The organism is Calothrix sp. FACHB-168 (genome assembly GCF_963889195.1).
Classification (GTDB): Bacteria; Cyanobacteriota; Cyanobacteriia; order Cyanobacteriales; family Nostocaceae; genus Aulosira; species Aulosira anomala_A.
Genome location: NZ_CAWPNJ010000058.1, coordinates 28,479 through 52,037 on the forward strand (window position 1 = coordinate 28,479; position 23,559 = coordinate 52,037).

Genomic DNA, 23,559 nt, shown 5'->3' on the forward strand with positions numbered 1-23,559 from the left:
TTTATGACTAGATTATTAAATTTAGAATCCTACATTGAATGTTGCCAATATTCTCAACTATTTGATGAGCCACTTCAGCCATTAGTTCCCTCCCCTGAAGATTTACCCAGAGAATACAAAAAATTATTACAAAAATATTTCAATCATCCCTATATTCAAGAACCTATCATCAATGCAAATTTTCCCCAAGAGTTGACGATAAACCGAAATAATCTAGATTATCTCTTGGTAGGTACGGAACTAACGCAAGCAGAAAAACAGCGCCTATTCATTATCCGGGATACAGTGGATTTGATGACGCTGAGTATGAGTAATTTTTTAGAACATCGAGATGGTTATTTATACAGTAGCGCTTATCATTACTGGAATTATTATTCTCAAATTAGCCATCAATCAATCAATAAATCTTTGATTTTTGTCGAATTAGATAATTTTAGTAGTTTCAAACTAATTCCCCTTGATTTATCCTGTCGAGAAAACAGCCCTTATAAAATTCCAATTCTTAACACTAAAAATGCAATAAGTTGCAAACAATCTTACAATCCTCAAGAAACATATCAAAATATTTGTAAGAATATAGCGACCAAAATTTTATCAGATAACTTTCCTGCATTGGCTAATAATGTTGATACAGTTAATCATCTCACCAGCTATTTACAGAAAATTTCTCTTGTTAAAATTCTCCAGCCTAATATAAATCAAGAAAATATAAATTTTGTTACAGAAATTTTATACAATCGGCAGATTTTTTATAAAAGAGTAACTATATCAATTGCTGCGATCGCAAATATTGTATCCAGTACAATCAATATTCAATCTCTCAGACGACTAGCTAGTCAACACCCGCAATATCAATTTGTACTAGTCAGTCAGTACAATATTTTTGCAGACATCCAGCAACAATTACCAGAGTTTATTTGTCTTAACCCCCTCTTTCAAGAGTTTCATCAAATATGGGAGAAAAAACTTGAGTCTAACTTCCCGCTTTTTGGAATTTATCTCGATCAAATAGAATTCGCCATCGGTATTCCAGACTCTCAAGGGAGAGTATCAAGACAATGGATTCAATTATCTAATCCAGAAGATGCTATTTCTTATGAAGGCGATCGCAAAGTTTTAATCGGCAATATTCCTAGTTTAGATCAGAATTTTTTCCGCATCAAAAATAAAATAGCTAATTTACCTATCAAGGTAAATGGTGAAGATTACAGTAAACATGGCATACCACAAGACTATAAAATTGAAATTAAAGACTATGAAGGTAATGAGGATGTCCGCATAGGTATAGAGTTTCATCTGCAACCTGGTTCTTTTCCTGAACTTAAAGTTACAGATATAGATGGTAAATATAATAATATTAATACTTTTCTGGCAGATAGAATAAAAACATCCTATAGCTATATTCCACCTGCAAAAATTACTAGCACTCGTCAGCAAGAATCTTTAAATCAAATTGATAGATTACAAAAATATCAAGATTTTATAGAATTTAACATGGCTTTACTAAATCTCTCAAAAGAGTTAGATACTCTTTCAAGAGTACGCTTTGAGAGAGCAAGTTTTATAAATTTAAATGATCTACTTAGCAAAGCATCTAGAATAATTAATAAGAATAGTGCTGGATTATATGCACTGCAATTAATTAATACTGCATCCAATCAGTCAGTCGTTAGTGAACTAAACGAAGATATAAAAAATACTAAACTTCATAGAATAGTTGATATAGTAATTCAATTGATAAATTTGTCCAATTATACGCAATTGAATACCATACAAAAAAATTGTCTAAATACAGCAGTTATTTTCATCGGTAAGTTTTATTATTTTTCAGAAAATATTTTAAAAGAAAATTTATTTGATATAAAAATATTTAATAAAATTAATAAAATTCAATATCCTACTTCAGGCAATGAATATTTGCAATTGCTTGCTAAAGTTGCAATAAATTTAGGTCAGCAAGATGAGTATTTTAATTGGTTTCATTCTTTTTATAAACTAGAAAACAATAAATACTTATGGGGGTATAGTCGTATTTTACTTTGGTATTATAAGTTTGATTTTTCAGTTAATTCTCTGAATTATCAAGAACATTTTAGCTTAATTATGGAATATTTACTTAGTAAACCACATACAGGTTTTGATTATACTTATAAACAAAATGCATTTTTGTCTTTGTTGTATTTATTATCATTCCGTGAGCATGATAAAATATTTTGCCAAGATGGTTCAATAGAGAATTTAACAGCTAAAAGAGTTATTGAACATTTCAAACAAGATAGAATTATACTTAGACAAGTAAGCAGTGAAAAACCACTCAATCAATATTTTCAAGAGATGATAGAAGGAACTGCAACTGAAGATGATTTAAATAATATTGTGCAAGCTTAAATCTTGCATTAATAATTAGGTTGCTGGCTGTCATTTTACATAATTTATAGTTGATTTATTTAAGTTAGAGTTATCTGATAACCTACTTATTTACGAAGTTGGGTATCTCTTAGAAATAATTGAAAATTACAAAATCAGTTAGTAACTTCCAAAGAAAAACAATATCCCAATCATTAACTTACTAAGCCTGGGGACATACAATTTTTTAAATACCCAATAAATTTGTAGTGCGAGCATCTTGCTCGCTTTTGAACACCAGCGAGCAAGATGCTCGCACTGCGAAATATGGGTAATTTATTTGTTGTAAGTCCCCTGCAACTCGTAGGGGCGGGGTCACCCCGCCCCTACAATTTGGGATAATTTATTTTTTGAAGTTTCCTTAACTAAGTAAAAAAGAGGAAATTTTATCTATATTTCTGTTTCACTCTCTGCTTCTAATTCTTTATCTGGAAGCATTGAAAAATAGCTATTAATTTTATTCAACAAAGGCACTAATAAAACCAACATACAAGCAGAATAGAGGTCACCACCCCAACTATCATGTAACCATTTAAAAGCGGCTTCTTGACCTGTACCATGAAAAAATGTCAATGCAGTGTTACGAATAATATTAGCACTAATACTAATCACAACAGCACTTATTAAAAACCACTGGGTTGTGCGGCGTGAAGATAAAGCACCTGTCCAATAAAGTAGCATTAAGCTGACATATAGAGTAGTAAATAACATTTTCAGCCCTGCACAATAAGGCGCAACTTCTACAATTCTTCCACCGACAAACAAATTTATACCTTCAACATTCACTTCCATGCCAAACTGATTGAGTATAAAACCAGCCGTACCAGCAATGAAACTTTGTAATGGTAAAGTATAAGGTGCAATCAGATAAGGTAATGACGTTGGGGTTGCTAAAAATATTAGTAATAGCGGAAATCTTTGCAATTTTAAACCTGGGATACCTTTGAACCATAAACACAATCCGGCTAAAATAGCGGGGAAAGAAAGGTTAACCCACTCAGTGACACCACTTAAATAAAATACTCCCCCAATTAATAGCAAAACAGCGCCAAGAGGATGAATTATATTTGGTAATCTTTGCCATTGTTTGCGTTGTAGCCATACTAGATAACTAGCGAAAGGTAAACCGATTAAACCGTGGCTAAAATATTCATGTTCTGTACTAATATTTTTATGTAACCAACCATCAACCCAATGTATTAATATCGGCGCATAAAGTAGTATTAAAACGCCTAAAATTGCTAAATTAAGTAATTGCTCTGTATTCCTAATTTTGAGATATTGTTGGATTGCCATGATTTTCAGCAATGCAAAATTTATTGCGCTTCGCGTGTCAGTTGTCAGTTGTTAGTTGTCAGTTGTTTTTGGAAGGAGTCTAATATCCCAATCCAAGAGTGCTTTAGGTGTCTAGGAAATATTTAAAGGCATAATAATTGTTGTGAACTACTAAGTATTGATGCGATCGCACTTACAATTTCTGTAATTTCACTACTACTTAAGCCTGGATACATGGGTAAAGATAATATTTGCTTGGCTAATGCTTCTGCTTGGGGGAAATCTCCCGCTTGATAGCCTAAATTTGTAAAGGCTGGTTGGAGATGACAGGGAATGGGGTAATGAATTCCTGTCTGAATTCCCAATTCTGCAAGTTTGTCTTGAATTTGCTGGCGTGTGAAAGCACAAGAATCATCAATTTTAATTACATAAAGATGATATACATGCCCGACATCGCTGTGATTTTCTATAGGAGTAATCCCAGCAGATGCTAAGGGTAATAATTCGCGATCGTATTGTTTAGCAATATGATTGCGATCGCAATTCCATTTGGGTAAATATGGTAGCTTCTCTAGTAATACTGCTGCTTGTAAAGTATCTAAGCGGCTATTTGTCCCCATTTCTACATGAAAATACTTTTGCGCTGCACCATAATTCCGCAAACGCAACATTTTTTGCGCCACATCTGGATCTCGCGTTAATAGCATTCCCCCATCGCCAAATGCTCCTAAATTTTTGCTGGGATAAAAACTAAAAGCTGCTGCTATTCCCACTGAACCTGCAAAATATCCTTCTCTTGCTGCTAAATGTGCTTGTGCGGCATCTTCAAAAATTAGTAGGTTATATGTTTGAGCAAAATCTAGCAGCTGCCTTGGTGATACCATTTGACCATATAGATGTACAGGAATAATTGCTTTAGTCTTTGGTGTCACTAATTTTGCTGCTGCTGCTAAATCAATTAAAGCTGTTTGGCGATCGCAATCGACAAAAATCGGTTTAGCACCAGCTTGTAGTACGCCAATTAAGGTGGCGACAAAGGTATTTACAGGTAATAAAACCTCATCACCACTACCAATATTACAAGCCTGTAAACCGAGTGCGATCGCATCGGTTCCTGACGCCACGCCTATACCATATTTTGTGCTAGAAGCAGCTGCAAATTCTCGCTCAAAATCTGCAACTGCTTGTCCTAAAATAAAATCTCCTTGAGATACTACAGTCTGGATTGCTTGCTCTAACTGAATTTGTATCGGTTGGTGTTGCAAATTTAGATTAACAAAAGGAATTTTAATACTACTTTTATTCATTACTATATATCCGGGTAATTTCAATATTTAAATCGGGAAAATCTTTCTGCTGTGGAAGAATTGTTAATTTTTACTTTTATTAATTAAAATATTGTATAAAAATATTTAATTATTTGACAAAACTACCCATTAAAGATATCAATTATATTTGACAGCATAATAATTATGCTATTTAACTAAATATTTATATAATGATTCTTCTAATCAGGATATTTATCCTAACCTGAGAAAAATACTTGTAAATATTTATTTACTTTATTCATAATGTATTGATTTTCCTTCAGTAGAAACGATGAAATAAATTAATAAATTTTTCTTATTTAAGATAGGTACTGAAATGATAATTTGTTGTGCAAAATCGTTAAATCTCTAATTTTAGATAAGTTATTGTAGAATTCTTAGCCAAATACTATGTTTTATTTGCAGAAAACCTCAGCTAAAATAAATAATTTAAAGTTTTTGGATAATTTTATCGACAATATTATTTATATTTCCAATTATGCTCATCGGAAACTCAATAGATAACTATTTTCAGCAACGAGCGCTGAATATATACAAAGTAAAAGTCTGAATAGACATCAGCATGGTAAACTTTATTTTCCATCCTTGCTGTTATGTTACCCAAGTGAAAACCAAAACTAACGCTGTCTAGTAGTAAAAGCTAAATTAATAGTGATTCTTTTAGTGCTTACTCGAATATTTACTGATACTCTTTACAAACTCACAGAAGAAAATAAAAAATTTTGCTCAAAGTTTGTTTATCTGAGGTGAATTTGGGGAATGCTTAAAAATAGCAAATAATAACCCACAACAAGTGGTTATATAAACTCCTGTATCAAACAATTATCAAGGTCATGGTGGCAATGGTAGAGCCTGAAAACAAATTATCTGCTCTAAAAGATGGTTGGACTTCCCAAGAAACAAGAGAGAAACAACGCCTAGAAGCCTTATCAGAATTAGGTTTGCGGCAATCAGAAACAATTCCTGTCTTTGAAGAAGCAACTCAAACTGCTGCTCATTTTTTGGAAGCACCAATTTCTATTTTGGGATTTGTCGATCAAGAACGTCATTGGTTTAAGTCCGCAGTCGGTTTATCGAGACTGGGACTAATGAATCATTTGGCACAAAGCCGTCAATTATTACGCCGGGAATCTTTTTGTACCCAAGTAGTAGACAGCTTTCAAGTTTTAGTCATAAACGATACACATAAAATTACCGATCCCGTACTCGCCTCTAGTAAGTTAATTCAGGATTATGGCATCCGTGCTTACTTGGGAGCGCCATTAATTGATGCTTCTGGCCATTGTCTAGGTGCATTAGCGGTAATGGATTTAGTACCCCGTAATTTTACTACTCGTGATATTGAATTTTTACAAATCATCGCTCGTTGGAGCATGAGCGAATTTGAACGGAATCGATTGCTCAAAGCTAAGTCAGAAGTCAGTGTTGGGCAAAACACCCTGAGTTTACCATTTAGCGATCGCCCTAACACGGAAATCAAAATTACTTCACCTGCTTTAGAACCAGATTCTGTTTCAACAAAACAACTCAAGCTGGAACTATTAGCACAGCTAACTCAGGAGTTACGCACACCCTTAACTTCTGTACTAGGTATGGCTAGCGTCTTAGGGAGAGAGATATACGGGCCATTGACAACTAAGCAAAGAGAATACCTCGATATCATCCAACACAGTGGTCGATATTTACTATCCTTAGTCAATGAAATTACTGAACTAGGCGCAATGGATGATGGTTCCAACGAATTGAATATTGCTCCTGTAGATATTGAAATGGTTTGCCAACAAGCGATCAATACTCTAGAAGAAGCAGCCAATCGTCGCGAGCAAGATATTCGTCTATCTATTGAACCAGGACACAGCCGCATTTGTCCTTTAGATAAAGATAAAGTCAGACAAATGCTGTATCACCTAATTTTTAGCGTGATTCAACTCTCTGCTACTGGTAGTGTGGTGCGAATTCATGTTTCTTACAAAGAAAACATGCTCAACATTACAGTATGGGTTTCACATCCTTGGCTAGGAGACGGTATTACTGAGGTCGATCCTTATTTTCGTCTGAGTCCCTTATCTTTACTGGAATTGACCGGCGAGACAGGAAATTATAATCTCCATTTAGACAATCATGAATCTGTAAGCAATTTACCCCTAGTGGTGGAAACAGCCAACCACTTGAGCGATTCTCACTCAGATGTCATGACGATGAATGCAGCAATGGATGTGGCGCAACCACGTAATAATTTGTCTCGCGAAAGCTTAGGTTTATTACTTAGCTGTCAGCTAGCTGAATTACATGGTGGACAAATCGCTATTCAAGGTTCTCCAGAATCAGGATATCGTTATGTGTTGTCTTTACCATTGCAAATAGCAGCTTCTTCAGAAGTAGTTAGTGATGTTTAAGCAGTACATTCCAGCCTGCTAAACAGTTATCCAAAATTTTTCTTTTCACCTTCCCGTAAATCCAACTTTCACCTTTAACAAGCAGCGCAATCTGCGCAAAGTTTTGTATATCGTCCAACTCGCAGACTTGAACTCATCGCTCCGCGTCTATCAATAGACGCAAAGACGCGGAGAATATTAACTCTAAATAGTGATTCCCGCTATTTAGCTCGTTGTTGGCGAAATTTGCCATAATCGTTTAGTTTACACCATTCCCAGTGATTTTTGCTAGAGAATTGCTTCACATCTGCAAGAAAAAACAAAAGTTGTAGACACGGTGACATAGATTATGATCGAGTCCAAGTTCTTTGAGGGCTTGCTAATCAGTCACAGCGTGTTTTATGAATTTAGTCTGGCAAAGATTTACGTTATCTTATTTCCGAGTCCAAGATTATTTTGCTACCAGCTACATCCACCGTGCTTTGGTGGGGCTGTTATCGTCTTGGCGACAAAGTAGTATCTTGCTCCAGTGGGGAGATACAATAGCGGCTGCTTTACTCAGCTTAATTTATCTTCTAGCACCGTTTGTTTCGACCACTTTATTAGGGTTGTTACTGGTAGCTTGTTTTGGATTTTGGTTGTTGCTGACTTTATCCGATGATGGTACATCAACCAATAGCTCATCTTTTACCCCAATTCACTTGCTGGTATTAGCCTATTGGGCAATTGCTGCAATCGCTACAGCATTCTCACCAGTCAAAAAGGCGGCGTTGAACGATTTAGTGACTTTAACGCTATATTTGCTGTTATTTGCTCTCTGCGCCAGGGTGTTGAGGTCTTCCCGCTTGCGTTCTTGGCTAATTGTTCTTTATCTGCATGTATCGCTCATTGTCAGCGTGTATGGATTACGACAATGGTTTTTTGGCGCAGATGCTTTAGCCACTTGGGTTGACCCTACTTCGCCTTTGTCTAAAACTACAAGAGTTTACAGTTATTTAGGTAATCCTAATTTATTGGCAGGGTATTTAATCCCAGCAGTTGTATTTAGTTTAGTAGCAATTGTTGCTTGGCAAAGCTGGTATAAGAAAGCACTAGGATTAACAGCATTAATAGTTAATAGTGCCTGTCTCGTTCTTACTTTTAGTCGTGGCGGCTGGATTGGCTTAGTAGTATCAATATTAACGGTAATGGCATTGCTCATTTATTGGTGGAGCGTGCAAATGCCTCCGTTTTGGCGTACTTGGTCGCTGCCAATTATTTTAGGAGGTTTAATTGGGGTCTTGGTGCTAGCTGTAATTTTTATTGAGCCTGTGCGATTGCGAGTTTTTAGTATTTTTGCCGATCGCCAAGACAGCAGTAATAATTTTCGCCGCAATGTTTGGGATGCGGTATTTGAGATGATTCGCGATCGCCCGATTTTAGGTATCGGGCCAGGTCACAATGCTTTTAATAAAATCTATCCCCTTTACCAGCGTCCCCGTTACAGTGCTTTAAGTGCTTATTCGATTTTGCTAGAAATTGCTGTAGAAACTGGCTTTATTGGTTTAGGTTGTTTCCTGTGGCTGTTGGTTGTAACTTTTAATACTGGTTACATGCAATTACGCCGCTTGCGCCAATTGGGAAACAGAGAAGGATTATGGTTAATTGGTGCGATCGCTTCGATGGTAGGTATGTTGGCTCATGGAACTGTTGATACTGTCTGGTTTCGTCCCGAAGTCAATAGTCTTTGGTGGTTAGTAGTGGCTATAATTGCTAGTTATTGGACACCTTTAAGCCAAAACCAGAGTTTAGACCGTAGTTCAGCTAGTCCTGAAGCCGCAGCAAACTAAAATAGGTTAGTTGTCAGTCAAATAAGTTTGGATTGCTTTCCTCAACAAAATGTGCGGATTTTACCGAATAACCAATCCAAAATCAGCATTATTAATCAAAAACTGACAACTAACTCTCGATAAACTCTCAACAAATTCTTAATTGCTTAGTCTCTATAGGTTGAAGTCCCTGGGGTGCTGGGATCGCGATAACGGGTTGGTTCATCGTCACGTTTTTTACCTGTTAAGCCAGCTAGACCTAACAGACCAAGTAATCCCAACCAACCCCAATCAAAATCATTGCGATCGTCAATTGTAGTGGTGGTAGTAGTGCCGGTTCCAGGATCGGTAGTGGTAGTTTGGGCTTGTACGGGCAAAGTTAAAGATAAAACCGCCATACTCAACGAGAGAACACCAGCGCTCATCACTTTAGTAAATTTGCTTGTCATGGTAAAAGTTCCTCATCCCATCCAAAGTTACTCACCACTTTATCGAGTTCGAGAAAGAACAAAATCAATCTCTGGCGATAAACTCAGCTTGTACTTCACTCTGGCTGAAGATATAAAAGTAGCTTTTTACTACTGACAATTTGGCTAGTAATTGTGCTGAAATCACAGCTAATAATTTTTCATTGCTCGTTCCATATCCCGCTTATCCTGACGTTTTTTCAGGTCTTCGCGCTTATCGTGGAGCTTTTTACCTTTACCCAGGGCAATACTGACTTTAACTCGCCCGCGCTTAAAGTACATCTTTAAAGGTACTAAAGTTAAACCTTGCTGTTCCACTTTGCCAATTAGCTTGCGGATTTCCTGACGGTGTAGTAAAAGCTTCCGCGTCCGTCGTGGTTCGTGATTAAAATATTGACCGCTAGCAGTGTACGGTGAAATATGCGCGTTGATTAACCAGGCTTCGCCATTGCGAATCAAGGCGTAGCCGTCTTGAAGATTGACTTTTCCCGCCCGAATTGACTTGACCTCTGTACCTGTCAGCTGAATTCCGGCTTCGTAGGTCTCCAGGATTTCATACAAATAACGAGCTTGTCGATTGTCGCTAACTACTTTATAACCGTCACTTTTATCGCTCATGGAAAATCGTGCGTACTGAAAATGTGTCTAAAAAATTGTTTGAGTTGGTAGAAAAATTGATTTAGTCTGTGTTAAATCAATATAAATGCTTAGTCTAGAGATGGGACTTATCTTACTAATTTAACTTTTTCAACCTCGCAATGAAAAATTTTCCGGCAAATTTTTTCTCCACTAGACTGTTGATCTAGTAAATTTAATTTACAGTAGGGTAAAAGATTACTCTATCTTATTGGTTATTTGTTATGAAGTGCTACATTATTTATCTTTGCCCAGCAGTAGAATGGTCAGCTGCGTTAAAATTTATTAACAATTTCTAAAGAATTAAGATTTTCTTTATAAATCAGTGCTACAGCAGTAATTAGCTGGTAATCCTGTCATAGTATGAAACATAAGAGCACATCATTCTTGCCTGTGTTCGCTCATAGTGCTCAAACAAGCCAATTTGTTAGTAAAAAAAATGCTAGGGGTGTACTTTCCATGCCCTTGACGATCCTTGTAGTGGATGATGATTTGGGCACTCGGTTGTCGATTAGTGATTATCTTGAACTGTCTGGCTATTCAGTGATTACGGCTAATGATGGTCAAGAAGCTTTACTCATGGTTGAGGAGTACCATCCTGATTTGATTGTCACCGATATTGTCATGCCAAGAATGAATGGTTATGAGTTGGTGCGGCGAGTGCGGCAAAAAGCAGAGTTCCGGTTGTTACCTGTAATTTTATTAACAGCGCGTACCAAGACTCAGGAACGAATTCTGGGCTATCAGTCAGGCTGCGATCTCTATTTACCCAAACCTTTTGAATTAGAAGAGTTAGCAGCCGCGATTCGGAATTTATTGGAGCGATCGCAAATCATTCAATCGGAGTATCGCTTTTCTCATACAGAAAATTTGAGCAATTCCCCGCAAATGAAAGCTGTAGATGCCCATTCTGGGGAAATTACTCAAACTCAAAAATCAGAAATGCTCTCAGCTTTAACTGCCAGAGAACAAGAAGTGCTAGAACTGTTGACGCATGGTCTTTCTAATGCCGATATGGGTCAACAGTTACACCTGAGTGCCCGTACAGTCGAAAAGTACGTCAGTAGCTTATTGAGAAAAACCGCAACCAGTAACCGAGCCGAACTGGTTCGTTTTGCCATTAAGCATGGTTTAGTCGAATAGCCCAATTAATTGGGGGAGGGAAGGGAGGGAAGGGAGACAAGGGAGACAAGGGGGACAAAGAATTTTGGATTTTGGATTTGCGATTTTGGATTGGGTTTGAATCTAAAATCTAAAATCTAAAATCCAAAATTGAATTGCCCAATGCCCAAATTAGCACTTAATTGTTAAGTTCTTGACTAATAATATTATTCAGTAGACCTTCACAACCATCAACTAATAAATCGATAACTTGGTTAAATCCTTCTGGGCCCCCATAATAGGGGTCTGGTACTTCTTTGAGAGTATGTCGAGAACAAAAATCACACATTAAACGAACTTTATGGTGATATTGCTGTGATGGATCGAGCATCAAGATATTCTCATAATTGTCCCGATCCATTGCCAAAATTAAGTCAAAGTCTTGAAAGTCTGATTTAAGAAACTGACGAGCTTGACCGCGCAGTTTAATGCCTAACTTTTGATTTGCAGCAGCACTCATGCGTCGGTCAGGTGGGCTACCAATGTGATAACTAGATGTACCGGCAGAGTCACAGATAATACTATGGCTTAACTCAGCCTGTGCAATCAGGTGATTCATGATATTTTCTGCCGATGGCGACCGACAAATATTACCCAGACAGACAAACAGTAATTTGTAGGGCATAAATATCTTTTGTCATTTGTCCTTAGTCATTTGTCATTTGTCCTTAGTCGGTTGTCATTTGTTAGAGACGCGATTAATCGCGTCTGTAAAGTTGTCAGTTATGCTGGGAATCATTAATTGTTGATTCTTGACTACTGACCGTTGACTATTGACCAATGACCAATGACTATTGACTAAAATCCCGGTAGCTCTAGTCCACTGGTCAAATCTTCCATGCGTTCGCGCATTGTAGCTGTGGACTTGTTGTAAGCGTCTTTCATCGCTACTGTTACCAAATCAGATAGTACATCTGCACCTTCGTTGAGAGCTTCTGGAGAAATTTCTACACGTTTGGGTTCTTGGTTACCACTGACCACTACTTTGATCAGACCACCGCCAGCTTCTCCTTGAATTTCCATTTGCTCCAATTCTTCTTGAAGCCGCTTGGCACCTTCTTGAACTTGCTGTGCTTTTTTGAAAGCTTCAGCTAGTTCTTTCATTTTACCTAAGCCGAAACCAAAACCCTGTCCTTTTCCTGTCATAATCAATAGTCCGCGTGTGCGTTCAATAACAAATCAAATTCAATTATAGATGCGGTCGGCAAATTGCCTCTTTTTTTACTCATAATTAGTGAATGGGGCATGGGAGATGGGGCATTGGGCATTGAAAACAATTTTGGATTTTGGATTTTAGATTTTAGATTAGAATCCAAAAGTCGCTCGTGGACTCGCTCTAAGCTAATCTATGCCGTTATCGCAAATCGTTCGACTGAGCGCTCACGACGAAGTCTCAGATCTAAAATTCATTGTCTCCCTTGTCTCCCTTGTCCTCCTTGTCCTCCTTGTCCTGTTTCCGATTGTGTCGGTTTCACAGATAGCTGTGCGATTCGCCTCTAGTATCCCAGATGCTTATCCACAAGCTGCTTGAAATTCTCCCAGCATTTTTACTTCTGGCTCTAACCAAATTGACCACTGGTCTTGGACTTTGTGCTGAATATGGCGAATGAGGGAGAAGATATCGCTAGCTTTTGCCCCACCACGGTTAACTATAAAATTGGCGTGGAGTTGTGCTACTTGCGCACCACCAATTTGGAAACCTTTTAAGCCAGTTTGTTCAATTAACCAGCCTGCAGAGTGAGGTTTGGGATTGCGGAAAACGCTACCACAACTGGGGAAGTTATAAGGTTGGGTGCTGAGTCGATGCTGTTTGTGCTGTTTGGTAACTGCAAAAACTTTTGCTGGATCTGCACCTGGACGCAGTTGGAAGGTTGCTTGGGTAACTATGCGATCGCTTCCCTGCAATAATGAAGTCCGATAGTTATAACCTAACTCTTGTGGGGTGAGTGTTTCTATGGTGCCATTAGGTAAGAGTACCTGAGCGCTGACTAACATATCTGCAGTACAGCTATTGTGGGCCCCTGCATTCATAACTACAGCACCTCCAACTGTTCCCGGTATACCTACCGCCCACTCTAGTCCTTCCCAACCTAAGTCTGCGGCTTGCCATGCTAAACTGGGAATCGATTCGCCTGCGGCTACGGTTAATTGACCGGTTTGCGGGTCAAAGTAACTCTGTCTCATATGGCGAGTAGCAATTACTAAACCTGGTAAACCGCGATCGCTAACTAATAAGTTAGAACCAGCACCTAGTACTGTTACGGGAATACCACGTTCTTTAGCATACTTTAACCCTGCTTGCAATGCCTCTATATTGCGGGGGGCAATATACAATTGTGCTGCGCCACCTACCCGATAGGATGTGTACGCAGACAAAGACGCCTGGGACTTGATTACACAATCAGTGCCAGGTAAATATATTACCGGACTTTCAGAGGTATTCGTTTTTTCCTGTTTCTCTGTACTCAATGTAGAAACTGTGCAGACGCTGCCATCTGCCTGGAAGGTTGTCATTTTTAGGTAAATTTAGTGAAAATTTTACATTGATTTGCCGTAAATATACGGCTATACTATGAAATTTTTATGAAACTGTGACAAATTAAGTAGACACAAGTTTCAAAAAAATGAAACGTTGAGCGTGTGATTACTTAAGATGTTGCTTTTGCTGGTTCGCAAAGTGTCGCAATGATTTCGGGAATCGTCTGATTCAAATTTCCAGCACCAAGAAACAGTGCTAAATCTCCCGGACGCAAAGTTTTGAGTAAAAATTCACCAACTGCAGGTAATGTAGGTTGATAAACAACCTGTGGGTGTTGTTGAGAAACTGCTGCTGCCAATAGTTCGCCACTGATTTGTCCTAAATTAGGTTCTCCAGCACTGTAAATATCAGTCAGTACTACCAAATCAGCATGAGTAAAGGATTCAGCAAATTCTGCCAAAAATGTCATTGTGCGGCTGTAGCGGTGGGGTTGAAAAATCGCCACCACTCTTTGCCCTGGTCTAGCTTGTAAGCGTGCTGCTGCTAAGGTAGCACGAATTTCACTAGGATGGTGAGCATAGTCATCAATGAAGGTAATACCATCTACTTCACCTCGGAATTCAAAGCGCCGTCTTGCGCCTTCAAAGGTGGCAATACCTTTGGCAATTTCCCCAAATTCTAAGCCTAATAATCTACCTACTGCTACAGCTGCTAGGGCATTGCTGAGATTATGACGCCCCAGTAAGCGCAAATTCAACATCCCTAAGGCTTTACCTTTTTCCCAAACTAAAGCTGTAGTCCCATCAGCGCGATAATCAATATTCGTGACACTATAGTCAGCGTTAGTATCTGGGTGCAGACTATAGCTAATGGCTGGTTTGAGGCGATCGCGGACTGTGGTACAATCTATACTACCTATCAAGGTCTGACAACCACTAGCAAACTCTTGAAAGATATCAACGACTTCTTCTAAGGTTTCATAGTGGTCGGGATGATCCAGTTCAATATTGGTAATAATCCCAATTGCCGGAGCATGTTTTACCAAAGAACCATCAGATTCATCTGCTTCCGCTACAAGATACTTACTGTTTCCTAATCGTGCATTACCTTCCCAAGCATTCACTTCCCCACCGACAAGAATCGTCGGATCTAAACCAGCTTTTAACAGCATGTAGCCAATCATGCTACTGGTTGTAGTTTTGCCGTGGGTACCTGCTACAGCAATGCTGTGATAATCGGCGATTAAGGCAGCTAGTACATCTGAACGATGTAAAATTGGGCAACCTAATTCTAGGGCAGCTTTGTATTCTAAATTGTTATTGTTAATTGCTGTTGAACAAATTACTTGCGGGAGTGTTGAGCTAGCCGCAGTATGAGATTCTGCTTGTGAGTTTAATCCTACTCCAGAAGCCACAAGAGGGCGAAAGAATTCTAAATTACTGGCTTCTTGTCTGCTAAAAATATGAGTTCCGATAGATTCTAACTTATGCGTAATGTGATTTGGACGCAAATCGGAACCTGATACTGGCAACTGTCTTTTGGCGAGAACATAAGCCAGTGCTGACATTCCTATACCGCCGATGCCAATGAAATGAAATGGTCTACCGCTAAAATCTACAGAATTATTCATTGATTACTCCTCTTAACCACACCACACCATAATCACAAATGACACGCGTATCATAACAGGAATTGGATTTTTACTGTAACTGCTCCTGTATATATTTAATTTTTGTAATTTCGTTGATTTTGCTCCTTGGTTTTTTTGCTTCAGAATGATTTTACCTTTGTTAGAGGTTTTTACTATTTCTGAACTGTATCTTATGTCTATTCTGAAAATTTCTGCCACATCGGGAAAGAAATTCTTGTAATGAGAAATACATATTTTTGTTGTCCTGAGTGAAATTGGCGAAACTGCTACGTTTTTGTGAAACTGCTTTTAAATTCAATCAAGCTCAAGGTTGAATTGACTACAATAGTACATTGATAGTGAAACTTATTTAAATTGAATATCACCTGAATTTAACTTGATGCAGCAATTAGCAATTTTTGGTGGCACATTCGATCCAATTCATTGGGGACATCTACTTATAGCAGAGACAGCGTTGCATCAAGTACCTGTAGAACAGATAATTTGGGTGCCATCGCTCAATCCTCCACATAAACAAGCAGTTGCATTTGAGCATCGTTTAGAAATGCTGAAATTAGCTACAAAAGATCATCCTAAATTTACGGTTTCAGCAATTGAGGTAAATCGCCTTGGAACATCTTATGCCATCAATACACTGATTGATTTATCTGCTGCTTATTCTCATATCCACTGGTACTGGATTATTGGCTTGGACGCATTCCAAACTTTACCCCGTTGGTACCGTGGACAGGAATTAGCTCAGATGTGTGATTGGTTAATTGCACCCCGACTCCTAAGTGGTGAGACTATAGCTCAAAGTGAGTCAATCTGCAAGCGAGTAGAGCAAGAACTGAGAAATCAGTCTGTAAGCATTCGCTGGCAATTACTGCATATACCATTAGTAGGAGTTTCGTCAAGTAACATTCGTCAACTAATCCAGACAAATCAATCGATTCGTTATTTAGTTACTGAGCCGGTGAGGATATACATCACCGCTCATAACCTTTACAGAAAATAAATCTGAATAAATTATGTGTTTTTTTTCAAGATCTAACACTCTATGGTTATTAATGCTCCCCCCCTTTGCGATATGATTGGGGTCAACGATATAAACTTATAGGCATAAATACAGAGGGCAAGACACTGTGATTAGAGTCGCAATCAACGGTTTTGGGCGGATTGGACGTAACTTTGCACGCTGCTGGGTTGGTAGACAAAACAGCAACATCGACCTTGTCGCTATTAATGACACATCTGACCCTAGAACTAACGCTCACCTGCTGAAGTATGACTCCATGCTAGGGAAGTTAAAGGATGTTGACATTACAGCCGATGATAATTCAATCATCATTAACGGTAAAACCGTTAAGTGCGTATCCGATCGCAATCCAGAAAACTTGCCCTGGAGAGATTGGGGAATTGACCTAATTATCGAAGCCACAGGTGTTTTCACAAGCAAAGAAGGAGCGCTCAAGCACGTTAATGCTGGAGCCAAAAAAGTTTTGATCACTGCTCCTGGTAAAAATGAAGATGGCACCTTTGTAGTTGGCGTAAATCATCACGATTATGACCACAACAAACACCACATCATCAGTAATGCTAGCTGTACCACAAATTGCTTGGCTCCAATCGCCAAAGTTTTAAATGAAAAATTTGGGATCATCAAAGGTACGATGACCACCACTCACAGCTACACAGGTGACCAGCGCTTGCTAGACGCTTCTCACCGTGATGTCCGCCGTGCTAGAGCCGCAGCCATCAACATTGTACCTACCTCTACTGGTGCAGCCAAGGCAGTAGCATTAGTACTTCCAGACCTGAAAGGCAAACTCAATGGTGTTGCCTTACGTGTACCTACCCCAAACGTCTCAATGGTAGATTTCGTAGTCCAGGTTGAGAAGCGTACTATTACTGAAGAAGTTAACCAAGCCTTAAAAGATGCCTCCGAAGGGCCACTCAAAGGTATTTTGGATTACAGCGAACTACAACTAGTTTCATCTGATTACCAAGGTACTGATGCTTCTTCCATTATTGATGCAAGCCTGACTATGGTTATGGGTAATGACCTAGTTAAAGTTATGGCTTGGTATGACAACGAGTGGGGTTACAGCCAGCGCGTTCTTGATTTGGCAGAACTAGTAGCTGAGAAATGGCAATAAATTAGTCATTGGTCATTGGTCATTGGTCATTGAACAACTGACTATTGTACAGACGCGATTCATCGCGTCTCTAGCGTCTCTAACAAAGAATTAAAAATGCTGAAATCCCTGGCTAAGAGTTAAAACTTGGTCGGGGATTTCTGTATTTTCGTGATGTAATAGTACTGATGTTCCTGATGTAATGGTGCCGATAATTGCTGCATTTTGACCTAGTTGTTGAACTAATGCAGATGCTTGATCTTGTGGCAAACACAGTACTAATTCAAAATCTTCGCCGCCGTATAATGCATAATTTAGGGCTTGTTCTGGAGTTAGCCAGTTATTAAAAGCTGCTGGTAAAGATATTTGCTTGGCTTCGAGGATAGCGCCAAGGTTACTAGCACGGCAGATTTGTAACACAGCATCGGCTAAACCATCGCTGCTGTCCATTCCCGCCACAGGAATTATCGATGGGCAAATTTTCCAGAGGATGGGTAGGACATCTAATCGTGGCTTTGGACGCTGATGTGAGGCGATTAAAGCCGCCTTTTCTGCTTCTTTAAGGTTTTGTCCTATTTCGGGATTTAAGAGCAGTTCTAAGCCCGCACGGGAGGCTCCATGAATACCTGTAATTGCGATCGCATATCCCACCTGAGCAGCAGAACGGCGGATAATGCGATCGCCATCGGCTTGACCAAAGGCGGTAATTGATAAACTAACAACAGGCGATCGCACAATATCACCACCGACAATTGGCGTATTGTACCTTTGCAAGCATTCTGTCATTCCCTGGTACATACGCTCAACCCAATCGACGCTAGTATCCCCAGGAAGTCCTAATCCGACAGCGATCCCCAAAGGAGTTGCACCCATCGCTGCCAAATCTGATAAATTAGCCGCCGCCGCCCGCCAACCTGCATCTTCTGGGGAAGTAGTAAGATTACTAAAATGCACGTTATCAACTAAAACATCTGTCGTCACTACCAAAGATTTTCCAGGTGTAGTGACAAGCACGGCTGCATCATCGCCAATCATTTCTTGAGGACAAAAGCGTTGCAATTTGGCTAACAATTTTTGTTCGCCAATATCTTTTACTTGCAAGGAAGATAACTCATTATTTGCCATTGCTATCCCCTAAATTTACAGCCTTTGCCATCGTCAAAATTTTGATAAATTTGTATTATCAAGGCTAAAGCCCAAACTACTAATTCTTCTACTCAGCACTACTTATGGTTACTACACCAGTTACCAGTATCACTTTTGAGGAGTACTTAACCTATGATGATGGTACAGGTTTTCATTACGAACTGGTGGATGGTAGGTTAGAACTGATGAACCCACCGACAATTGAACATTTTCTGATTGTGGATTTCTTGGCTACTCTGTTGAAAGCAGAAATTAAACGCCTGAATTTACCTTGGCTGTGTTTTCGGGAAAGTGGGGTAAGAACAGGGAAAAATAAATCTCGATTGACTGATTTATCTGTGGTGACTATAGATCAAGCAAAAGAATTGCTCGATAAATCAGCAGTATTTCAGTCTGCACCATTGTTGATTGTCGAAGTTGTCAGTCCAGATTCGGTGAAACGAGATTATCGCTATAAGCGCTCTGAATATGCGGCGTTGGAAGTACCAGAATATTGGATTGTAGACCCCTTAACTGCCAAAATTACAGTTTTATTGCTGGAAGAAGGACTATATGAAGAAACAGTGTTTACTGGTAACCAGCAAATTGTATCTCAGACTTTTGGGGAAATTGCGATCGCAGTTGATTTGGTATTGAATTGTGCAAATCTAGGTTAGGGCGATCGCAATTTATGTAGTCAGAAATTTAGTGTTACTATGAACGCCAAAATGCTGACTGCAAAATATATTTTACGCAGCTTCTGGTTGAACTAAATTTTCTATGCCCTGAACCACAGTGGCAGATTCAATTTTATCGCCAGCTTTGAGTTTATCTAAAATTTCTTCACCTTCGGTTAGATAACCAAACACAGCATAACGTCCATCTAACAGGTTGCGTCCGGCTGGGGTAAGTTCTGGTTCAAACAAAAAGAAGAAGAATTGCGAAGAAGCACCATTTACCTGACTTTCAGGACGTGCCATAACTACAGCACCAAAGGAAGAAAACGGTAGAACTGGCATATCTAAGTAACGTCCCGCATCTTCAAGGGTGACGCCGTATGTTGGCGCTTTATCGCCTTGAACTAGAACTTCTAAAGGAATAGCCCGGTATTTTCCAGTTTTAGGATCGATGAAACCTACGTCCTTACCTGGGGGATCGCCACTTTGGAGAAAGTAAGATTCTTCGGAACGGGTAAATTCTAAACCGTTATAAAAACCACGTTGCACCAAATCAACAAAATTACCAGCAGTCACCGGGGCGCTATAACCATCGACAACAACGGTAAGATTGCCTTTGTTGGTTTTAATATCTACAGTGGCGCGACCTTTGAGTTGGGGTAAGTTACTGTATTCCTGAGGGACTTCAAAAGGAAATTCCTTCACCATTGACTCTTCGACAAGAGACACGAGATTGAGGAGTCTATCGCGTTCCGATTTGACTTTTTCCTTGTCCTTAACTTTGGCGATTTCTTGCAATTCATTAACGCCAGATTTCAATTCTTCCAGCCAAGCTTGTACTTGGGGTTGGCGTTCTTCGGGAACGCTTGCTAGGATTTTGGATGGTTGATCGAGAACTTTGGCAGCTTTGCTGATGTCTTTAGAGATAGCACCCCAACGCCGATTACCCCGCAGTTGGCTTTTGATATCTTCTAAACTGGCTTGCAATCGCCGTACAGGTTCATTTTTAATTGGGAGTGCATACCGCAACAGAGATCTGCCATCAGTGATTGCATTCCCAGCTGGTAGGGCGGCGCTACTGGAGGGAGTCCATGCAGCTGTACTTATGCCTAAAAATATTGTTACCAGCAGTATTGCCATGAGGCTGTTCTTCAGCCAGGATTTTAATAAATTAAACATGGTATGGCTTAAATGCAGCATTTAAATTGTTGACTGGACGTAACCCATCACTTATCTTCCCACAGTATTAGTTACTAGGGATTAGGGATTAGGGGCTAGGGGGATGGGAGAGACAAGGGAAACAAGGGAGACAAGGAAGCAGAATAGGAATGCTTAATGCCCAATGCCCAATGCCCAATGCCCAATGCCCAATTCCCAATAACTAACCAATGACTACCCTTGAGGGGTACAATAAATGCCGATTGTCTTCCAATAATTGAAAGTTTCATGATCTCCAGTAACGACTTTCGACCCGGTGTCTCAATTGTTCTAGATGGGTCTGTATGGCGCGTCATTGATTTCCTCCACGTTAAGCCAGGTAAAGGTTCAGCCTTTGTGCGGACTACACTCAAAAATGTCCAGAGTGGCAAAGTTCTAGAAAAAACCTTCCGGGCGGGGGAAACGGTACCACAAGCTACTCTTGAAAAAATCACGATGCAGCATACCTATAAAGAAGGTGATGAATTCGTCTTTATGGATATGGAAAGCTATGAAGAAGGCAGATTAAGCGCAGCACAAATTGGCGAGCGCGTAAAATACCTCAAAGAAGGTATGGAAGTGAACGTCATTCGCTGGGGCGAGCAAGTGCTAGAAGTGGAATTGCCCAACTCTGTAGTTTTAGAAGTCACTCAAACAGATCCGGGTGTTAAAGGTGACACTGCTACTGGTGGTACAAAGCCAGCAATTGTGGAAACCGGCGCAACTGTGATGGTTCCCTTGTTTATTTCTCAAGGAGAACGCATCAAAATTGATACCCGTGATGATAAATACTTAGGCAGGGAATAATTATTATCTCCTTTGAGAGTAATCCCGATTTCAATCCCTTTATAGGGATTAAATCCCTGCCACACTTAAAATTTTTCTTTAGATACAGGTCGAGGTAATAAAAACTGTGCCATTGGACTTTAATGAAATTCGCCAACTGCTAGCAACTATTGCCCAAACAGATATTGCCGAAGTCACGCTCAAAAGCGATGATTTTGAGCTAACGGTACGTAAAGCTATTAGTTTGGCAGTAGGACAAGCAGCATCAGGCGGTGTGGTTGGTGTGGGATTAACATCGGTTGCGCCTGTTGCACCCCAGATAGGATCAACGGCTGTCACAGATGCAGGGACACGCAGCGCAGATAATGCTGCTGGATCTGGCTCGCAGTCGTCCGGATCTCCCTCAGCAATTGATAAAAGATTAGTAGAAGTGTCCTCCCCGATGGTAGGTACGTTTTATCGCGCACCAGCACCCGGAGAGGCCCCATTTGTGGAAGTAGGCGATCGCGTCCGCAGTGGTCAAGCGGTCTGTATCATTGAAGCAATGAAGCTGATGAACGAAATTGAGGCGGAACTATCCGGTCAGGTTATGGAAATTTTGGTGCAAAATGGTGAACCTGTAGAATATGGTCAGCCTTTAATGAGAATTAACCCTGATTAAGTATTAATCTATATATGACGTAGAGTCATTGTAAATTTGTCAGTACTGCGGGTTAATCCTGATGAAACAAGTGTTGCCTGTACCACCGGAAGTGGTGCAACAAGTAGCTGAATACTTCAGTCTGTTAAGCGAACCGATGCGCCTTCGGCTGTTGCACTTACTACGAGATGAGGAAAAATGCGTACAAGAGTTGGTAGAGGCAACACAGACTTCGCAGGCAAACGTCTCCAAACACCTGAAGGTAATGTGGCAAGCAGGTATTCTTAGCCGCCGCAGTGAAGGAACTTGCGCCTACTACCGAGTGGAAGATGAGATGATTTTTGAATTATGTAATCGGGTTTGCGATCGCCTCGCTACGAGGTTAGAACAGCAAGCCCATAATTTTAGGGTGTTAAATAGCAAAATGTAAGAGACGCGATTAATCGCGTCTGTACAATTGTCAATTGTCAGTTGTTAGTTGTCAGTTGTCAGTTGTCAGTTGTTGTTTCTCTCATCACCAACAACCATTGACTATTGACTATTGACTATTGACCATTGACTCTTGACTAAAGCGGATAGTCTTTCTTAAAGCTTTCACGGGTTACTGGCTGATCTAAGACTACGCCTTCGCCGCCTAAAAGATCCAATTTTTTGCCGTTGACATCAATGTACACTTTGGCATTAGGATTTACGGTAGTCGCAGTATATACAACTTGTCCTACACGCCCTACCATCGAGCTACTACCACCGCCACTGGTAAATTCTTCAGATAAATTAACGCGAATTTCATCATTGTTAACAGTCAAACCCAGCAATTTGGTGCCATTGGGAATGGTGGTAGAATCTGAACCTTCGGTTGGGCCTGCTAATAAACTTGCAAAAGCTTTTTCTAAGACTTGATTTGGTTGAGCAGCAGCTATTTGAACTGGTTGAGGAGCCAATTCTAAACTTTTACCATTATCTTTGAGCCAATAAACATTAGCAGTTTGCTCTTGATTAGGCTGTGCGGTTGTAGTTCTTCCTGGTTGGGTTAATGTTTGAGAAGATTGGGGCGGTGTCGGGGTGTTGGATTGCCATGTAAGCCAAGCAACACCACCACTAACTGCTACTACTGCTGCGGAGACAGCAGCTACGACACCTGAAGAATTCCGGCTAGATCCTTGTTGGTTTTTCATATTTAAAACCTGCTTGACTGAGGGCTGAGAAATTATGTGTGGGAAGAGCAGCCTGATTTAAGACGATACTTATAAAAGGGAGTTTCCAAACACCTAGAGGATGGCTATCTATAACAACAGTGCCGCCATGTCTCTTTCCGCAGGAACTACCTTAATTTTAATTTCGCTCTTCTATTACGTCACGTATCTAAAGATGGGCATTGGGCATGGGGCATGGGGCATGGGGCATGGGGCATGGGGCATGGGGCATGGGGCA

21 protein-coding genes are annotated in these 23,559 nt (G+C 39.8%); 10 read left to right on the plus strand and 11 right to left on the minus strand.

Features of this window, described 5'->3' with window-relative positions:
- Positions 1 to 3 precede the first annotated feature (3 nt).
- On the plus strand, positions 4 to 2,388 hold the full coding sequence (locus AACW45_RS29710) for a hypothetical protein (RefSeq protein ID WP_190636654.1): 2,385 nt from the start codon (positions 4 to 6) through the stop codon (positions 2,386 to 2,388).
- A gap of 408 nt (positions 2,389 to 2,796) precedes the next feature.
- Here the strand turns inward: AACW45_RS29710 and crtB are convergent, their stop codons facing one another.
- Together crtB and AACW45_RS29720 are read right to left on the minus strand one after the other, a co-directional pair.
- Positions 2,797 to 3,702, minus strand: coding sequence for a cyanoexosortase B (gene crtB, locus AACW45_RS29715; protein ID WP_190636656.1), 906 nt, complete (start codon positions 3,700 to 3,702; stop codon positions 2,797 to 2,799).
- A 122-nt stretch (positions 3,703 to 3,824) separates the two neighbouring features.
- Positions 3,825 to 4,988 carry a DegT/DnrJ/EryC1/StrS family aminotransferase gene (locus AACW45_RS29720; RefSeq protein ID WP_190636657.1) on the minus strand — a complete coding sequence of 388 codons (1,164 nt, stop codon included), beginning with the start codon at positions 4,986 to 4,988 and terminating at the stop codon, positions 3,825 to 3,827.
- 863 nt (positions 4,989 to 5,851) lie between these two features.
- Between AACW45_RS29720 and AACW45_RS29725 the strand changes: the two genes are divergently transcribed.
- Both AACW45_RS29725 and AACW45_RS29730 read left to right on the plus strand, forming a co-directional pair.
- Positions 5,852 to 7,405 (plus strand): GAF domain-containing sensor histidine kinase, encoded by a 1,554-nt coding sequence (locus AACW45_RS29725; RefSeq protein WP_190547196.1) that lies wholly within the window; start codon positions 5,852 to 5,854, stop codon positions 7,403 to 7,405.
- Between the two features lie 380 nt (positions 7,406 to 7,785).
- Positions 7,786 to 9,213 (plus strand): IctB family putative bicarbonate transporter, encoded by a 1,428-nt coding sequence (locus AACW45_RS29730; protein ID WP_190547198.1) that lies wholly within the window; start codon positions 7,786 to 7,788, stop codon positions 9,211 to 9,213.
- 146 nt (positions 9,214 to 9,359) lie between these two features.
- Here the strand turns inward: AACW45_RS29730 and AACW45_RS29735 are convergent, their stop codons facing one another.
- Together AACW45_RS29735 and smpB are read right to left on the minus strand one after the other, a co-directional pair.
- The gene (locus AACW45_RS29735; protein ID WP_190636659.1) at positions 9,360 to 9,641 is read right to left on the minus strand and encodes a WGxxGxxG family protein; all 282 of its coding nucleotides are present in this window, start codon (positions 9,639 to 9,641) and stop codon (positions 9,360 to 9,362) included.
- A 168-nt stretch (positions 9,642 to 9,809) separates the two neighbouring features.
- A complete protein-coding gene (gene smpB, locus AACW45_RS29740; protein WP_096646403.1) occupies positions 9,810 to 10,277 on the minus strand; it encodes an SsrA-binding protein SmpB in 468 nt (155 codons plus the stop codon).
- 477 nt (positions 10,278 to 10,754) lie between these two features.
- On the opposite strand from smpB, the gene AACW45_RS29745 reads away from it, so the two are divergent.
- Entirely contained in the window at positions 10,755 to 11,438 is a 684-nt protein-coding gene (locus tag AACW45_RS29745) for a response regulator transcription factor (protein WP_190636661.1), read from the plus strand.
- A 157-nt stretch (positions 11,439 to 11,595) separates the two neighbouring features.
- Here AACW45_RS29745 and AACW45_RS29750 read toward each other — a convergent pair whose 3' ends face one another.
- From AACW45_RS29750 to murC, 4 genes are all read right to left on the minus strand, one after another.
- A complete protein-coding gene (locus AACW45_RS29750; protein WP_190636663.1) occupies positions 11,596 to 12,081 on the minus strand; it encodes a low molecular weight protein-tyrosine-phosphatase in 486 nt (161 codons plus the stop codon).
- Positions 12,082 to 12,254: 173 nt separating this feature from the next.
- Complete coding sequence (locus AACW45_RS29755) at positions 12,255 to 12,602, minus strand: YbaB/EbfC family nucleoid-associated protein (RefSeq protein WP_096646401.1); 348 nt, start codon at positions 12,600 to 12,602, stop codon at positions 12,255 to 12,257.
- A 366-nt stretch (positions 12,603 to 12,968) separates the two neighbouring features.
- Positions 12,969 to 13,970, minus strand: a complete 1,002-nt coding sequence (gene murB / locus AACW45_RS29760; RefSeq protein ID WP_190636664.1) for a UDP-N-acetylmuramate dehydrogenase — start codon at positions 13,968 to 13,970, stop codon at positions 12,969 to 12,971.
- 134 nt (positions 13,971 to 14,104) lie between these two features.
- Entirely contained in the window at positions 14,105 to 15,565 is a 1,461-nt protein-coding gene (murC, locus tag AACW45_RS29765) for a UDP-N-acetylmuramate--L-alanine ligase (RefSeq protein ID WP_190636666.1), read from the minus strand.
- Positions 15,566 to 15,965: 400 nt separating this feature from the next.
- On the opposite strand from murC, the gene nadD reads away from it, so the two are divergent.
- Both nadD and AACW45_RS29775 read left to right on the plus strand, forming a co-directional pair.
- Complete coding sequence (nadD, locus tag AACW45_RS29770) at positions 15,966 to 16,583, plus strand: nicotinate (nicotinamide) nucleotide adenylyltransferase (RefSeq protein WP_190636668.1); 618 nt, start codon at positions 15,966 to 15,968, stop codon at positions 16,581 to 16,583.
- Between the two features lie 127 nt (positions 16,584 to 16,710).
- Complete coding sequence (locus tag AACW45_RS29775; protein ID WP_096646397.1) at positions 16,711 to 17,724, plus strand: type I glyceraldehyde-3-phosphate dehydrogenase; 1,014 nt, start codon at positions 16,711 to 16,713, stop codon at positions 17,722 to 17,724.
- Positions 17,725 to 17,814: 90 nt separating this feature from the next.
- On the opposite strand, the gene thiL is transcribed toward AACW45_RS29775, so the two are convergent.
- Positions 17,815 to 18,828: a thiamine-phosphate kinase gene (gene thiL / locus AACW45_RS29780; protein ID WP_190636670.1), complete on the minus strand. Its 1,014-nt coding sequence runs from the start codon at positions 18,826 to 18,828 to the stop codon at positions 17,815 to 17,817.
- Positions 18,829 to 18,932: 104 nt separating this feature from the next.
- On the opposite strand from thiL, the gene AACW45_RS29785 reads away from it, so the two are divergent.
- Positions 18,933 to 19,505: a Uma2 family endonuclease gene (locus AACW45_RS29785; protein WP_190636672.1), complete on the plus strand. Its 573-nt coding sequence runs from the start codon at positions 18,933 to 18,935 to the stop codon at positions 19,503 to 19,505.
- Positions 19,506 to 19,577: 72 nt separating this feature from the next.
- Here AACW45_RS29785 and AACW45_RS29790 read toward each other — a convergent pair whose 3' ends face one another.
- The gene (locus tag AACW45_RS29790; protein WP_190636674.1) at positions 19,578 to 20,684 is read right to left on the minus strand and encodes a peptidylprolyl isomerase; all 1,107 of its coding nucleotides are present in this window, start codon (positions 20,682 to 20,684) and stop codon (positions 19,578 to 19,580) included.
- A 267-nt stretch (positions 20,685 to 20,951) separates the two neighbouring features.
- Between AACW45_RS29790 and efp the strand changes: the two genes are divergently transcribed.
- The 3 genes from efp (at position 20,952) to AACW45_RS29805 (ending at position 22,558) form a co-directional block, all read left to right on the plus strand.
- Positions 20,952 to 21,509, plus strand: a complete 558-nt coding sequence (efp, locus tag AACW45_RS29795) for an elongation factor P (RefSeq protein WP_190636676.1) — start codon at positions 20,952 to 20,954, stop codon at positions 21,507 to 21,509.
- 106 nt (positions 21,510 to 21,615) lie between these two features.
- The gene (gene accB / locus AACW45_RS29800) at positions 21,616 to 22,149 is read left to right on the plus strand and encodes an acetyl-CoA carboxylase biotin carboxyl carrier protein (RefSeq protein ID WP_190636678.1); all 534 of its coding nucleotides are present in this window, start codon (positions 21,616 to 21,618) and stop codon (positions 22,147 to 22,149) included.
- Positions 22,150 to 22,210: 61 nt separating this feature from the next.
- Positions 22,211 to 22,558, plus strand: coding sequence for an ArsR/SmtB family transcription factor (locus AACW45_RS29805; protein WP_096646392.1), 348 nt, complete (start codon positions 22,211 to 22,213; stop codon positions 22,556 to 22,558).
- A gap of 136 nt (positions 22,559 to 22,694) precedes the next feature.
- On the opposite strand, the gene AACW45_RS29810 is transcribed toward AACW45_RS29805, so the two are convergent.
- Positions 22,695 to 23,303 carry a GerMN domain-containing protein gene (locus tag AACW45_RS29810; protein ID WP_190636680.1) on the minus strand — a complete coding sequence of 203 codons (609 nt, stop codon included), beginning with the start codon at positions 23,301 to 23,303 and terminating at the stop codon, positions 22,695 to 22,697.
- Positions 23,304 to 23,559 lie beyond the last annotated feature (256 nt).